Source organism: Paenibacillus sp. GP183 (genome assembly GCF_900104695.1).
GTDB lineage: Bacteria > Bacillota > Bacilli > Paenibacillales > NBRC-103111 > Paenibacillus_AI.
Window position 1 is genome coordinate 1,538,322 of record NZ_FNSW01000001.1, and the last position, 13,223, is coordinate 1,551,544.

Consider the following 13,223-nt stretch of genomic DNA (forward strand, 5'->3'; position numbering starts at 1 on the left):
CAACAGATTCAGCTCCTTAAGCCGGAAGCAGCTTGACAACCGTCTCAATAATGACACTTATAATGGGAATGGCCATCACCATGATCAGAATTTTGCCGGTCAGCTCAATTTTGGAAGCGACGGATTCCTGTCCGGCATCACGAACGATTTGGGCGCCAAATTCAGCGATATACGCGACACCGATGATTTTGAGAATCGTTTTGAGAAATACCATATTGATGCCGGTTTTGGTCGCCAAATCCTCCAGGACTCGAATCACGGAAGAGATTCTGCCGATTAAAAAAAGAAAGATCACTATGCCAGTAAAGGTGGCCAGGAGAAAGGCGATTTCCGGCTTCTGCTCCTTGATGATCAAAGAAAGAATGGTGACGATCAGGCCTAGTCCGACAATTTGGATGATTTCCATAAACCCACCTGCTTAAGAGCTGTTCAGCCCTTATTGGAATAGAAAAATGGTTTTGATTTCTTTAAACAATTGATCGAGCATGCTGACCACCATAAAAAGCACGACCACAAAGCCAATCAGTGATACCCAGTGCGCCATATCCTCTTTACCCATTTGCTTGAGCACCGTGTGGATCATTGCGATAATGATGCCGATGCCGGCGATCTGGAAAATGGCGTTTACATCTACGTTCATTCCGGGCACCTCGCTTAGTTGACAACTAATACATCAAGATCACAATCAATCCCCCGATAAGCACCCCGAGGCTTTTCCACATTTTTTCGTACTTTCGCTGTTCCTCGCGAGCATCCACCTCTTCGGCTTGCAGTTGGCTTACGGCCAACCGCAAATGCTTGACCTGATCGCTTCGATCGCTCATTCCGAGCACATGTCCAAGCTGCAGCATCACCTCTTGCTCCGGAAGCTTCATCGATGTTCTTTTCCACGTCTCCTGAACCTCCTGCTGCCAAATCTCGCGTGTTGACATGCCTGATGAGCCTGTCAGCTGTTCTGATGTTTTGCGATAGAGACCAGCCAAGGGTTCAACAGTTTGTTTGGCAAGTGAGGCCAGCAGCTCCGGCAAGGGTGTAAGTGCATACGTCATCTCCGTCTCCATACGTTGGAGCGCGCCGATCAGGCCGCGGATCTGCTTGGGGCGTCTGGCATAATGAAGGGCTTGGAGAAAGCCGAAGAGAGATGCTGCGATGATGATACAAACGGCTCCGATAAATTTAAGCATATCGAGTCAACTGCTTTCCATGCGAGCTGCGAATGCGGCATGCACCGACTGCCCGGCTGCGTCAAAAATCTGGAACGGAGCTTCGCGAGCGCTGCGTCTGCCCAGAACCACAAATCTCGCAAACATGCCTTCCGCTATCAGCTCTTTAAGTACCGGCCGGCGCCTCGCATCGTCAAGACTTCCGGCATGCGCGGTTGCCAGCACCCGGATCCCCGCATGCATGGCTTCATGAATGGCATCCGCATCTTCGGGACGGCCGATTTCATCCACTACCAGCACCTCCGGCGATAGAGATCGAATCATCATCATCATTCCTTCCGCTTTCGGACAGCCATCCATAACATCGGTGCGCGGTCCCAGATCAAATCGGGGAATCCCCTTCACACAAGCTGCCAGCTCGGATCGTTCATCGATGACTCCCACCTTGACACCTTTGCCTCTGATGCCGGCCTGCCCATGGCCCCATTCCCCATTGCTGATCATGCGGGCTAAATCACGGATCAATGTTGTTTTACCCTGCTGAGGGGGAGACAGGACCAAGCTGTGATGAATGCTGAGAGCTTTGGGATCAAACAAGAAGGGAAGGATAGGCTTACCGACACCGGTAACGGCTCGGGCAATTCGGATATTGAATGAGCTCACATCCCGTATTTGCTTGACCTTTCCGTTTTCCAGGATCGTTCTGCCCGCAAGTCCAACCCGATGTCCTCCGGCAATCGTGATGAAGCCTCGTTTCAGCTGTTCTTCAAACGTGTAAAGCGAATGATTCGTCAGCATTTCGAGTAATCCCAAGCAGTCTGAACGTCCGGGCTTGTATGCCTTTTGCTCATCTTGAACCAATAATCCCTGCTCACTGATAAAAGCATAACGACCGGCAAAGCAAACCTCCAAAGGCCTTTCTTCTCGGACGCGAATCTCTTCCAATTCGGCTTGTACTTCTTTTGAAAGCTGAGAGAGAAGAAATTTGAGAGACTGAGGAAGTATAGTCCCAATTGAGTCCAGCATGATCTAGCCTCCAAGAAGTCCAAGCTTCTCTACATATGTATGCCGGGCGGCAGCAAATATGACCGATTACTTTTTTAATATGCCTATAAAAATACAGCTGACCCCAACGAGCACCCAAAGCATTTTCCCATATGATAGTTTCTCGGCAATTCCTGCTAGACCGATAGTCGTAGTGGACAGCAGTACTAGAGGACCTAATAGAGCCAGTCCGGAGTTTACCAGCAGAGCTTTTTCAATCTGATTGAAACGAATCATAAGCAGCGCCGCGATAATTTCCAGACTCCCTGACATCAATCTGAGTGAAGCCATACTCATCACAATTTTGTTCAGCATCTTACTTGATCCTCTCCATAGCAAATTAAAAGGTTTCACCCTACCTTATGCAGGCTAGTCTTATTTTAGGCATAGAGGTCACCCCATTTGCCTACATCGCATATGATGAACACAGAAAAACACACATTAAGGGACAGTGAGGAGATTTAACTTATGGAAGTAGCCTCTAAACTAAATTGGAATCCGCTGCTGGCTGACCCTTCCGGGCGCAGACAGAATAAACCAAGAACCCTTGGCAAAACGATGGTGATTGACAAAGGACTCGGTCTCCATGCCTTTGAAGATTTGCTGGAAACCTCAAGCGAGCATCTGGACATGATCAAAATCGGATTTGGCACATCACCGCTTTATCCTCTGCAAATTTTGCGCAAAAAGATTGAAATGGCCCATGCATATGGAGTCTGCATTTATCCCGGCGGCACGTTTTTGGAGGTAGCCATTGTTCAAGGCGAGGTTTCCTCTTTTTTTGAGATGATCTTGAATCTTGGATTTACCGGATTGGAAATTTCGGATGGGTCCATTGAAATGAAGCGAGAGCTTCGCAATGAATTGATTGAAAGAGGTCTGGATGAAGGCCTGGATGTGATCACGGAATACGGCAAAAAGGGCTGGGGTTCTTCCATCGAGATCGAGGAATTGATTGAAACGGTCATGCTTGATGTGGAATATGGGGCTCAGCTTGTTACAATCGAAGCGCGCGAATCCGGGATGGGCGTGGGTATTTTTGATGAGCATGGAACCTGTAAGGATGAAGAATTAAACCAGGTGCTCTCCGCCATTCCGGCTCAGGACATTCTATTATGGGAAGCGCCTTTGAAAAGCCAACAGGTTCATTTGCTGCAAGTCCTGGGACCTGATATCCACTTGGGCAATATTTTCCCGCAAGAAATTATTTCACTCGAAGCATTGCGTAGAGGCCTACGTTCAGACACGCTTTCTTTTGCCAACGCAAGGAGCTAGCAGGAGGGAAGCGATATGCAAGTAGAGGTAATGGGTAGGATTGGAGAAGCTAGAGCGGAGGACATGAAGCAAAAGACGGTTATTGTCATCGACGTCCTTCGTGCAACGAGCACCATGATCACAGTCTTGTCACGAGGCTGCAGCGGGATTATCCCGGTAGAAACCTTGCAGGAGGCCAATGAATGGCATCAAGACGGCGATCTGTTGATCGGCGAACGCTTCTGCCGGAAAATCCCGGGTTTCGATTACGGCAACTCCCCGTTGGAATTTTTGCAAGCAAATCTCGAGGGAAAACGTGTTATTATGACGACAACCAATGGGACCAGAGGTATTCAAAAGGCTTGCAACGGTGAGCATGTTCTTGCGGGGTCCCTGCTAAATGGCAAAGCTTGCGCACAGCTCGCAGCCGGATTTGGGCGGGATGTTGTGATAATTTGCTCGGGAACCCAGGAGGATTTCTCTTTGGAGGACGGACTTTGTGCCGGACAAATCGCAGATGAGTTGATGGCTTCGTGCGGGGAAACGAATGTAAGTCTTAATGATTTCGGGATCGCTATGCGAAACAGCTTTATACAAGTCAAAGACAATATCGAGGATGCTTTATTTCAATGCTGGAATGGCCATCGTCTGAATGACCTCGGGTTTGGAGCTGATATTCGCTTCTGTGCACAAATGAATATGACGGAAATCGTTCCCATTATGGAAGGCACCATGATGGTCATCCATAGGAGACAGCCCAATCCAGCGTTCTAAAAACCTTGTCCTTTCATAAAGTAAGAAAGAGACTACGGACAAGGGGCTATGCTATGAACGGCGACATATTGCTGGTGATTCTTATCATCATTGGGCTGATTGGCCGCTCTCCGATCATTACAACTGCGGCTTGTATTTTGCTTGTTGTAAAACTGCTTGCCCTGGATCGATATTTGCCTTCTTTGGAACGCAGGGGATTAGAGCTCGGCTTGCTTTTTCTGACAATCGGAGTACTTGTGCCCTTTGCCAGCGAACGTATCTCGTATAAGCAGGTGTTTTCGGTTTTCACCACCTGGCCGGGGATCATTGCTCTGATTGGCGGAGCGATAGCCACGTATATGAATGGTAAAGGACTGGAGCTATTAAAATTAGACCCACAGTTAATTGTGGGTCTGGTGATTGGATCGATATTTGGCATTTTATTTATGCGCGGCATTCCGGTTGGCCCCTTGATGGCTGCCGGAATCACCGCTTTTTTATTGAAGCTCGCTTATTTTGTAGCAGGAAAAATGGGAGGAGAATGAGTTCAGTTATCTTCGTTCAGAAGGACCGCCGACAAAAGCTTGCTCGGTTGAATCCAACCCATAAGCTGAATGCAGCGCACGAATCACATCCGCCAGATGAGTCTGGTCAATGACGCAGGAAACCTTGATTTCGGAAGTGCTTACAAGGCTGATACTGACGCCCAGATCTGAAATAACCTGGAACATGGTTGCTGCAACTCCAGGCGTGCTGACCATTCCCGCACCGACAATGGAAACCTTCACCAGGTTCTCTTCAAAGGTAACCTCGCGATATCCGATAACCCCGCGTGTTTGTTCGATGATCTCAAGTGCCCTTTCGCGATCCGTCAACGACGTTGTGAAGGAAAAATCAGCAGAACCGCCCGTTACACCGCTTTGAACGATGATATCCACATCTAAATGATTTTTTGCCAGTTCCGAGAATAATTTTGCCAATTGGCCCGGTTTTTCGGGCACTCCAAGGATGCTGATCCTTGCCACGTTTTTATCATATGCGATGCCGCGAACGACAATCCCTTGCTCCATTACGGCTTCCTCCTTTACATTGGTCCCTTCGTTATCCGTAAAGCTTGAACGCACCACGAGGGAAACGTTATAGTTTTTTGCATATTCCACAGCTCGAGGATGGAGAACGGCCGCACCCAAATGGGCAAGCTCGAGCATTTCATCGTAAGAGATTTCTTGCAGCTTTTTCGCTACTTTTACAATTCGAGGGTCAGTGGTGTAGATGCCATCAACATCGGTATAGATTTCGCATAGATCCGCGTTAATCGCAGCAGCCAGAGCCACTGCAGTTGTGTCAGATCCTCCGCGGCCAAGGGTTGTTATTTCTCCAGTTTCGGACATGCCCTGAAAACCGGCAACAATCACGATCTGGCCTTGCTCTATTGAGCTAAGCACACGCAGCGGCTGGATATCCGTGATTCGAGCTCTAGCATGCACAGCTTCTGTATAAATCCCGCTTTGCCAGCCTGTATAGGAAATCGCCTTTTCACCAAGGCTGTTTATCGCCATCGATAATAGGGAAACAGAGACTTGTTCACCTGTCGTCAGCAGCATATCCATTTCACGTGCCGGCGGGGGCCCATCGCATATTTGTTTGGATAAATCGATCAGTTCATCCGTCGTATCGCCCATGGCTGAAACCACGACTACACATTGGTGTCCAGCTTGCTTTCTCCGCACAATCCTTTGTGCTACACGCTTCATACGTTCCGCATCACCGACGGAGCTTCCGCCAAATTTCATCACTATAAGAGACAAGCTGTTCACTCCCAATGCTCACTTTTGCATAACAATTAGATATTATAGCACAATGCACATGAAATGTGGTAAGAATACACATGGTGAAAAATCTACAAAAAAATCCTCCCTCAGCCAGGAAGGCGCAAGAGAGGATTTCCTTATTGGAACTAAGCGCGCGAGATATATTTACCCTCACGTGTGTCGATCAGAAGCGTGTCGCCTTCATTGATGAATAGCGGCACTTGGACGCTAAAGCCGGTTTCCAGCTTGGCCGATTTCAGTGCACCTTGTGCGGTGTTGCCTTTGACGCTTGGCTCGGCTTCCACGACCTTCAGCTCAACGCTGTTGGGCAGGCTGATTCCGAGGATTTCGCCTTGGTAGCTCATGATATTGATCATCATGTTTTCTTTCAGAAAATTAAGCTCCCATTTGAGCTGCTCCACCGGGAGGCTGAATTGATCGTAAGTTTCGGTATCCATGAAGGTATGTTCGCTTCCGCTTGCATAAAGGTACTGCATCTCACGGTTCTCAATGTGTGCACGCGCTACGTTTTCACCTGCACGAAATGTGCGTTCAACGGTGTTGCCGTTACGGATGTTTTTGAGCTTGGACCGCACGAAGGCTGCACCTTTACCTGGTTTGACGTGCTGGAACTCGATTACTGTGAATAAGTCGCTTTCCACCTGAATGGTGAGGCCTGTTTTAAAATCGTTAACTGAAATCACTGGTTTTCCCTCCGCTAATCAATAGTAAGAAAATCTTTGGTAGAATGAGTTAATATTTTAATCCCGGTGTCCGTAAATACCACATCGTCTTCAATTCGCACCCCGCCAAATCCAGGGAGATAAATGCCAGGTTCAACGGTAACGACCATGCCGGTCTTTAAAATCGATGTATCCAGTTTGGAAAGTCGGGGGGATTCATGAATTTCCAGGCCCAGGCTGTGCCCGGTGCCGTGACCAAAATGTTCCCCGTACCCATATTGGGAAATCACATTTCTGGCGAGCGCATCGCCTTCCGAGCCGGTCATGCCGGGCTTCAGATTGTTCAAGCAGTTCAGCTGCGCCTCGAGTACAATGTCATAAATTTCTTTATGCTTGACCGAAGGCTTGCCGAGCACCACAGTCCGGGTAATATCAGAGCAATAACCTTTATAATACGCTCCAAAGTCCATTTTTACAAATTCATTGGCCTGCAGAATCCGTTCACTTGCCCGCCCGTGAGGAAGCGCCGAACGTTCGCCGGAAGCAACAATCGAATCAAACGAGGTTGAAGTCCCTCCATTGCTTCTAATAAACATCTCAATTCCCAATGCAATTGCGTTTTCGGAAACGCCCGGCTTCAGCTTGGTTAAGATATGTGTGAATGCAGCGTCGGCGAGATCGGCCGCTTCCTGCATGATTTGCAGCTCGCCTGCGTCTTTAATCATGCGCAGCTTCTCAACTACTTGCTCGGTTGGCACAAGATCAATGCCGCTCAGATTCTTTTGATAACTGAGAAACGCTCCATAAGATACATCGCTTTGCTCGAAACCAAGCCGTTTGATCCCCATCTGATTCAACAACTCAAGAATAGTTGCAGCTACTTTGGGCTCGTGCTCAATAATTTCATACCCGGCCGCTTGCTCGGAAGCTTGGGTGACATAACGGAAATCAACCAGAAATAGAGCTCGATCTTGAGTAATCACCACATATCCGGCTGAACCTACAAAACCGGTCATATATTGTCGATTATACGCATTGGTAATGAGCATAGCCGGCAAATCTTGCTGCTGCATCACTTGACGAAGTCGTTCTATTCGCTTTTCTTGCATATAGTCCCTCCTAATTTTGCTGTAGATGTTGATGCAATGCCCTTAGTCCAACTTCGTAGCTGTAAGCTCCAAAACCGCTTACTTGTCCAACCGCAACAGGGGCTATCACCGAGAGATGACGGAAAGCTTCCCGTTTGTGGATATTGGACATATGTACTTCTACAGTAGGCAATGCAACCGCAGAGATCGCATCGCGTATAGCATAGCTATAATGGGTAAAAGCCCCTGGATTGATCAAAATCCCGTCTACCTGCTCAAATGCCAAATGCAGGGTGTCGATAATGCCGCCCTCATGGTTGGATTGGTAAAATTCAAGCTCAAGTGAAAGCTCATCTGCCAGTCCAAGAAGCTTTTGCTGGATATCCTGCAGCGACACGCTGCCATAAACTCCTGGCTCGCGAACACCAAGCATATTTAAATTTGGGCCGTTGATGACCAACACTTTTTTCAATGAGAACCCCTCCTTACCGTAGCCAATTTTACCATAACTTTAATAACTTTGGTATAGTTCTCTTGCGCCCTAGTATGCACAGCGCGATTCTTCTGTAATCGGTAGCTTTCAAACCTTGAATCCGTTACAATGAATAGGTACACAAAGATAGAACAGAATAGATGAAGAAGGTGGATTAGGTGTCAGAAAAAAGCAGCATCTACGGCGGACAAGCGGTTATTGAAGGAGTTATGATGGCCGGCAGAAATGTGCACGTTACAGCAGTTCGTAAAAAGGATGGCTCCATTGAGTATCTCGAGGTTCCCAAGACTGAAATCGGTTGGGTCCAGGTATTAAAAAAGATCCCATTTGTACGGGGGATTGTAGGCATAATTGAAGCCAGTGCCAAAGGCGCGCAGCATTTGAATTTCTCGGCAGAGGTTTTTGCGCAGGAAGAGGATGAGAACGGCGATAAAGCTGCAGTCAAAAAGGAAGAAAAACCAGGTTTCTTTTCCAATATTTCTATGCTTCTCGGTGTAGCCGTGATCGGTGTGATTTCTTTTTTATTCGGTAAATTCGTATTTACCCTGGTTCCTGCCATCATAGAAGAGTTTTTGTTCAAAAATGCATTCAGTAGTCAAATTGGTCATAATCTGGTTGAAGGCCTGATTAAAATCATTCTGCTTGTCGGGTACATTTACGCCATCTCTTTAACCCCGATGATCAAACGATTGTTCCAATATCACGGCGCAGAGCATAAAGTAATTAGCGCCTATGAAGCCGGTGTCGATTTAACCGTTCCCAACGTTCAGAAATTCAGCACCCTTCATTATCGCTGCGGCAGCAGCTTCATCGTATTCACCGTTATTGTCGGCGTAGTGGTATATTCTTTTGTCAGATATGACACCTTGCTCGAGCGAGTCGGTCAGCGATTGATTCTTCTTCCGCTCGTCATAGGCATTTCTTATGAGCTGCTGCGTTTTACGAATTCATTACGAACTGTGCCCGTACTTCGCTATTTGGGTTATCCAGGGCTTTGGCTGCAAAAGCTGACCACCAAACAGCCATTTGACGATCAAGTTGAAGTGTCGATTGCGTCATTTACCCGTATGCGCGAAGCTGAACAACGAATCATGGAGGGAAGCGTATGAGGCGAGGTCGATTTACAGTTGGCGGATATATCATTCTGGGTCTAATCGCGATAGGCCTGCTAGTCAGCTTAAGAACATTATTCATTCCAATCATCGTTTTCGGGGTTATTTTTCTGCTATACAAGTTCCCGCCATCTCGTTGGGGAATGAGGAACACCGCGCAGCCGGGGCGCAGATCCACCGCCAAAAGAAGAAGCAAGGATGCCACATTCCGTGTGATTACAGGCAATAAAAACCAGGATCCCGATGACAGGCCAAAATATCATTAATCACGCTTTGCGAATGACATATTTTTCATAATCATTCTCATAAAGCTCCATGGACCAACTTTTAAAATACTGCTCGGAAGCCTTGTAGCCTGCATCATAAAGCGCAAGGCTTTTTTCTTTGGACAAATTAAATTGTGTGTTCTGAACATCCAATGTCGGTATTTTTACCGTACGAAATCGATTATGCTGTTCAATATAGCGCCCGTCATGGGCGTTGAGCATTGTCTCAAACAAGGCTTGGAGCATGGAAATCGGTCCTTTGATATTCCGGCTTGAACCCATAAGTTTACCCACCAATTGAAAGCCAATGACAGGTCTGCGGCTGACGCGGAATTCATGATCGAATACCCAAAGCGGAAAATTGCTGAGCAATCCCCCATCGACTATATAAACAAATTGATCCTGAAAAGGCGCATTTGAATCCGCATGTTGTACTGATTTACGGAGCATGACCGGATCAAAAAAATAAGGGATACTGGTGCTCATTCGTATCGCTTTGGCAACAGATAATTTAAGCGGATCAATTCCGTACTGGGCTATATCATCCGGCAATACAAGAAGTTTTCCTTGGGAGATGTCGGAAGCAATAATTTTAAGCTGGTTCGGGGCCAGGTCCTTAAAAGTACGGATGCCTTTGACCAGCAGCATTTGAGACACCCAGTTTTCCAGTGCTTCGCCGGAGTACAAGCCTTTTTTCAGAATCAGCCGCACCACAGGGCCGATTCTTTTGACACTGTCAAAGATCCAGGAGCGCTGTAAAAAAGAGGAGAACGGCGTCTGCAAAATCATGTTCCTCATCTCATCCCCGCGATATCCGGCAGCCAGAAATGCAGCCACAATCGACCCGGAACTCGTCCCGGCTACCTCTTGAAACTCATAGCCTTGATCCATCGCAGCACTGACTGCACCCGCCAGCCCGATACCCTTAACCCCTCCGCCTTCAAAGACTCCATTGATTTTCATCACTTTGCACACTCCCCGGAGCTTATATATTCGATATTGGGCTCCACTTGTATGTATGCGATTATGGATTGTACCTATGCCATCGAAGCTAACAAAAAAAGACGAAGATCGCTGGGATCTTTCGTCTTTATACGGATGCGATTTCCTAAACGTCTGCATCCATCTCTTTGCGTATTTGTTGAAGGATGTCCGAACGTGACGGATCGCGGCGAAAATATTCGAGCAGAGTTTCAATACATGTAATCGAGTCCCAGCTCAGATGATGCTCAATGCCTTCCACATCTTTATATATGTTTTCTTCGTTAACGCCTAAAACGGTTAAAAATTCCTCCAATAGCTGATGACGGTCTACAAGACGCTTGCCCATCTTCTTACCTTTGGAGGTCAAGATCAAGCCTCTATATTTCTCATAAACGAGATAACTGTCCTTGTCCAGCTTTTGAATCATTTTGGTTACGGAAGATGGATGAACTTCAAGCCCTTCAGCAATATCGGAGACACGAGCGTAGCCTTTCTCATCGATCAGCTTATAAATTTTCTCCAAATAGTCCTCCATGCTTGGTGTGGCCATCGGCTGTTTCCTCCTACATTTCGTTCAAAAACGGTTCTTTTGTATGATAACTTGTTAATAACAATAAAGCAAGCTGTCCCCTGCTGCCAAAGGCTTGTCGCTTCCCTTCTCTTCCCAAGATTACCATGATTCAAAGCCATGTTGCATTGGAAATCTAATAGAACAAAGCAATCGCTGAGCTCTTGCATGAAATGAAAGGAGTTGCCAAATGACCACACAGCAACTAATCCCTCCCATACACAGCACGCTGAAATTTATGCCCGAGCTTGTATATTTTGAGCCGGATGCACTGAATTATCCCAAAGGTCAGCACATTCATCAATGGGCTTTGGAACAAGGCTTGGAGATCCATATGACGACCTCTCATAACCAAATCAGGGATTTGCCGGGTGAATCCGAGCTGGAAAAATACCGCATCGCGAAGCGGACTCTCGTTGTCGGAATCCGTAAAACGCTCAAATTCGATTCATCCAAACCCTCTGCTGAATACGCGATTCCGATTGCGACCGGGTGTATGGGCCACTGCCATTATTGCTACCTGCAGACAACACTCGGGGCTAAGCCTTATATTCGCATTTATGTTAATATCGATGATATTTTGGGGGCTTCCAAGCAGTATATCGATGATCGAGCTCCGGAGATAACCCGTTTTGAGGCGGCCTGCACATCGGACCCGGTAGGTTTAGAGCATATATCGGGTTCATTAAAGCAGCTCATTGAGTTTATGGCGGAACAGCCTCTTGGCCGTCTGCGATTTGTGACAAAATACCATCATGTGGATTCTTTGCTGGATGCAAAGCATAACAAGCATACACGCTTTCGCTTTAGCGTCAATGCGGATTATGTGATCAAAAATTTTGAACCGGGAACGTCGAAATTCGCTGAAAGAATCGAAGCTGCGAGCAAGGTAGCAGGGTCCGGTTATCCGCTCGGGTTCATTATTGCTCCGATCATTTGGCACGATGGATGGGAAGATGGCTATGAAGAACTGCTGGAAAAGCTAAAAGGTTCCCTGCCGCCAGAAGCGACGAAGGATTTAACCTTTGAACTCATTCAGCATCGCTACACGAAAACAGCGAAAAATATCATCCACACGAGGTATCCGAAAACAAAGCTGGAAATGGATGAGGAAAAACGCAAATACAAATGGGGACGTTACGGACGCGGCAAATATGTCTACCCTGACGATCAGGCGAATGCGCTAAGGACGTTCATTACCGAGCAAATTTTCGACAAATTTCCAGCAGCGAAAATCGAGTATTTCACTTAAAAACGCAGCCATTCCGGTGTGATGCTGTTCAGCCATAGCGTGATCTGCGTCATTTTGTCAGTGTAGAGCAAGGCAGCTACAATGATCATGATGACTCCGCCGATTTTCATAATCCCATTGGAATATCGGAGAATCCATTTGGTCGATCCGATAAAGAAGGACATGATGAAAAATGGAATGGCAAAACCTAAGGAATAGGCGGTTGTCAGCTTAAACCATGTGCCAGGTTCCGTAGCGGCTAACGCCAAGATGGCCGAAAGGATTGGACCCACACATGGCGACCAGCCGGCAGCAAAACCCATGCCGATGAGTACAGATCCCAAATAACCGGCCGGGCGCAGTTTGATTTGAAATTTGCGCTCTTTCATCAACCATTGCGGTTGAAAAACACCCAGCAGAAAAAAACCCATGATCAAGATCAAAATAGCGGCTAATTGACGAAGCAAGTGACGGTAGTCAATGAAAAAGTTACCCAGAAAGCCTGCCGCCAGCCCTAGCGCATAAAAGATAATCGAAAATCCGACGATGAAGCCTAAAGTGTGAAGCATCGTCTGGCGTCGGACAAAAGCTTTCGAGCGGCCAGCCTTGAGCTCACTCACAGAAATACCGGTGATATAGGATATGTAAGAAGGATAAAGCGGTAAACAGCAGGGAGAAATAAATGAGGCAAACCCCGCCCATAACGCGATCCAAAGATTAAGCGAATCCATGATACAGCCTCCGTCTACGGTCCTCTTTAAAGCTCTTTTTAA

Annotated in this window: 18 protein-coding genes; 6 read left to right on the forward strand and 12 right to left on the reverse strand. The window is 47.1% G+C overall.

Annotation, left to right across the window (positions count from 1 at the left end):
* Window positions 1-16: 16 nt before the first annotated feature.
* The 5 genes from spoIIIAD to BLV33_RS07740 form a co-directional block, all read right to left on the reverse strand.
* Window positions 17-406 (reverse strand): stage III sporulation protein AD, encoded by a 390-nt coding sequence (gene spoIIIAD / locus BLV33_RS07720; protein WP_090789804.1) that lies wholly within the window; start codon window positions 404-406, stop codon window positions 17-19.
* Between the two features lie 30 nt (window positions 407-436).
* On the reverse strand, window positions 437-640 hold the full coding sequence (gene spoIIIAC / locus BLV33_RS07725; protein ID WP_090789806.1) for a stage III sporulation protein AC: 204 nt from the start codon (window positions 638-640) through the stop codon (window positions 437-439).
* Window positions 641-665: 25 nt separating this feature from the next.
* A complete protein-coding gene (spoIIIAB, locus tag BLV33_RS07730; protein ID WP_090789808.1) occupies window positions 666-1,184 on the reverse strand; it encodes a stage III sporulation protein SpoIIIAB in 519 nt (172 codons plus the stop codon).
* Window positions 1,185-1,190: 6 nt separating this feature from the next.
* On the reverse strand, window positions 1,191-2,189 hold the full coding sequence (spoIIIAA, locus tag BLV33_RS07735; protein WP_090789810.1) for a stage III sporulation protein AA: 999 nt from the start codon (window positions 2,187-2,189) through the stop codon (window positions 1,191-1,193).
* A gap of 66 nt (window positions 2,190-2,255) precedes the next feature.
* Entirely contained in the window at window positions 2,256-2,522 is a 267-nt protein-coding gene (locus tag BLV33_RS07740; protein WP_090789812.1) for a YqhV family protein, read from the reverse strand.
* Window positions 2,523-2,675: 153 nt separating this feature from the next.
* Between BLV33_RS07740 and BLV33_RS07745 the strand changes: the two genes are divergently transcribed.
* The 3 genes from BLV33_RS07745 to BLV33_RS07755 are packed head-to-tail and all read left to right on the forward strand — an operon-like array spanning window position 2,676 to window position 4,759.
* The gene (locus tag BLV33_RS07745; RefSeq protein WP_090789814.1) at window positions 2,676-3,482 is read left to right on the forward strand and encodes a phosphosulfolactate synthase; all 807 of its coding nucleotides are present in this window, start codon (window positions 2,676-2,678) and stop codon (window positions 3,480-3,482) included.
* A gap of 15 nt (window positions 3,483-3,497) precedes the next feature.
* The gene (locus BLV33_RS07750; protein ID WP_090789817.1) at window positions 3,498-4,235 is read left to right on the forward strand and encodes a 2-phosphosulfolactate phosphatase; all 738 of its coding nucleotides are present in this window, start codon (window positions 3,498-3,500) and stop codon (window positions 4,233-4,235) included.
* Window positions 4,236-4,288: 53 nt separating this feature from the next.
* On the forward strand, window positions 4,289-4,759 hold the full coding sequence (locus BLV33_RS07755; RefSeq protein ID WP_090789820.1) for a DUF441 domain-containing protein: 471 nt from the start codon (window positions 4,289-4,291) through the stop codon (window positions 4,757-4,759).
* 6 nt (window positions 4,760-4,765) lie between these two features.
* Here the strand turns inward: BLV33_RS07755 and BLV33_RS07760 are convergent, their stop codons facing one another.
* The 4 genes from BLV33_RS07760 to aroQ form a co-directional block, all read right to left on the reverse strand.
* Window positions 4,766-6,022: an aspartate kinase gene (locus BLV33_RS07760; protein ID WP_090789822.1), complete on the reverse strand. Its 1,257-nt coding sequence runs from the start codon at window positions 6,020-6,022 to the stop codon at window positions 4,766-4,768.
* A 149-nt stretch (window positions 6,023-6,171) separates the two neighbouring features.
* Window positions 6,172-6,729 carry an elongation factor P gene (gene efp / locus BLV33_RS07765; RefSeq protein ID WP_090789824.1) on the reverse strand — a complete coding sequence of 186 codons (558 nt, stop codon included), beginning with the start codon at window positions 6,727-6,729 and terminating at the stop codon, window positions 6,172-6,174.
* A 14-nt stretch (window positions 6,730-6,743) separates the two neighbouring features.
* The gene (locus tag BLV33_RS07770) at window positions 6,744-7,817 is read right to left on the reverse strand and encodes a M24 family metallopeptidase (RefSeq protein WP_090789826.1); all 1,074 of its coding nucleotides are present in this window, start codon (window positions 7,815-7,817) and stop codon (window positions 6,744-6,746) included.
* 10 nt (window positions 7,818-7,827) lie between these two features.
* Window positions 7,828-8,268, reverse strand: a complete 441-nt coding sequence (aroQ, locus tag BLV33_RS07775; RefSeq protein ID WP_090789827.1) for a type II 3-dehydroquinate dehydratase — start codon at window positions 8,266-8,268, stop codon at window positions 7,828-7,830.
* A 179-nt stretch (window positions 8,269-8,447) separates the two neighbouring features.
* Between aroQ and BLV33_RS07780 the strand changes: the two genes are divergently transcribed.
* On the forward strand, window positions 8,448-9,398 hold the full coding sequence (locus tag BLV33_RS07780) for a DUF1385 domain-containing protein (RefSeq protein ID WP_090789829.1): 951 nt from the start codon (window positions 8,448-8,450) through the stop codon (window positions 9,396-9,398).
* Window positions 9,395-9,667: a hypothetical protein gene (locus tag BLV33_RS07785; protein WP_090789831.1), complete on the forward strand. Its 273-nt coding sequence runs from the start codon at window positions 9,395-9,397 to the stop codon at window positions 9,665-9,667. Before BLV33_RS07780 ends, BLV33_RS07785 begins: the two co-directional genes overlap by 4 nt.
* Here BLV33_RS07785 and BLV33_RS07790 read toward each other — a convergent pair whose 3' ends face one another.
* Together BLV33_RS07790 and mntR are read right to left on the reverse strand one after the other, a co-directional pair.
* On the reverse strand, window positions 9,668-10,630 hold the full coding sequence (locus BLV33_RS07790; protein WP_090789833.1) for a patatin-like phospholipase family protein: 963 nt from the start codon (window positions 10,628-10,630) through the stop codon (window positions 9,668-9,670).
* A gap of 145 nt (window positions 10,631-10,775) precedes the next feature.
* Window positions 10,776-11,201 (reverse strand): transcriptional regulator MntR, encoded by a 426-nt coding sequence (gene mntR / locus BLV33_RS07795; RefSeq protein WP_090789835.1) that lies wholly within the window; start codon window positions 11,199-11,201, stop codon window positions 10,776-10,778.
* A 208-nt stretch (window positions 11,202-11,409) separates the two neighbouring features.
* Here mntR and splB point away from each other — a divergent pair, with 208 nt between their 5' ends.
* Window positions 11,410-12,471 carry a spore photoproduct lyase gene (splB, locus tag BLV33_RS07800; RefSeq protein WP_090789837.1) on the forward strand — a complete coding sequence of 354 codons (1,062 nt, stop codon included), beginning with the start codon at window positions 11,410-11,412 and terminating at the stop codon, window positions 12,469-12,471.
* Here the strand turns inward: splB and BLV33_RS07805 are convergent.
* The gene (locus BLV33_RS07805; protein WP_090789838.1) at window positions 12,468-13,181 is read right to left on the reverse strand and encodes a cytochrome c biogenesis CcdA family protein; all 714 of its coding nucleotides are present in this window, start codon (window positions 13,179-13,181) and stop codon (window positions 12,468-12,470) included. The two genes, splB and BLV33_RS07805, sit on opposite strands and share 4 nt — an antisense overlap.
* Between the last annotated feature and the right edge of the window lie 42 nt (window positions 13,182-13,223).

Bases quoted from the DNA above. Each gene is read 5' to 3' on its own strand.
- spoIIIAD (WP_090789804.1), bottom strand. From the start codon at position 406: ATGGAAATCATCCAAATTGTCGGACTAGGCCTGATCGTCACCATTCTT.
- spoIIIAC (WP_090789806.1), bottom strand. From the start codon at position 640: ATGAACGTAGATGTAAACGCCATTTTCCAGATCGCCGGCATCGGCATC.
- spoIIIAB (WP_090789808.1), bottom strand. From the start codon at position 1,184: ATGCTTAAATTTATCGGAGCCGTTTGTATCATCATCGCAGCATCTCTC.
- spoIIIAA (WP_090789810.1), bottom strand. From the start codon at position 2,189: ATGCTGGACTCAATTGGGACTATACTTCCTCAGTCTCTCAAATTTCTT.
- BLV33_RS07740 (WP_090789812.1), bottom strand. From the start codon at position 2,522: ATGCTGAACAAAATTGTGATGAGTATGGCTTCACTCAGATTGATGTCA.
- BLV33_RS07745 (WP_090789814.1), top strand. From the start codon at position 2,676: ATGGAAGTAGCCTCTAAACTAAATTGGAATCCGCTGCTGGCTGACCCT.
- BLV33_RS07750 (WP_090789817.1), top strand. From the start codon at position 3,498: ATGCAAGTAGAGGTAATGGGTAGGATTGGAGAAGCTAGAGCGGAGGAC.
- BLV33_RS07755 (WP_090789820.1), top strand. From the start codon at position 4,289: ATGAACGGCGACATATTGCTGGTGATTCTTATCATCATTGGGCTGATT.
- BLV33_RS07770 (WP_090789826.1), bottom strand. From the start codon at position 7,817: ATGCAAGAAAAGCGAATAGAACGACTTCGTCAAGTGATGCAGCAGCAA.
- BLV33_RS07785 (WP_090789831.1), top strand. From the start codon at position 9,395: ATGAGGCGAGGTCGATTTACAGTTGGCGGATATATCATTCTGGGTCTA.
- BLV33_RS07790 (WP_090789833.1), bottom strand. From the start codon at position 10,630: ATGAAAATCAATGGAGTCTTTGAAGGCGGAGGGGTTAAGGGTATCGGG.
- mntR (WP_090789835.1), bottom strand. From the start codon at position 11,201: ATGGCCACACCAAGCATGGAGGACTATTTGGAGAAAATTTATAAGCTG.
- splB (WP_090789837.1), top strand. From the start codon at position 11,410: ATGACCACACAGCAACTAATCCCTCCCATACACAGCACGCTGAAATTT.
- BLV33_RS07805 (WP_090789838.1), bottom strand. From the start codon at position 13,181: ATGGATTCGCTTAATCTTTGGATCGCGTTATGGGCGGGGTTTGCCTCA.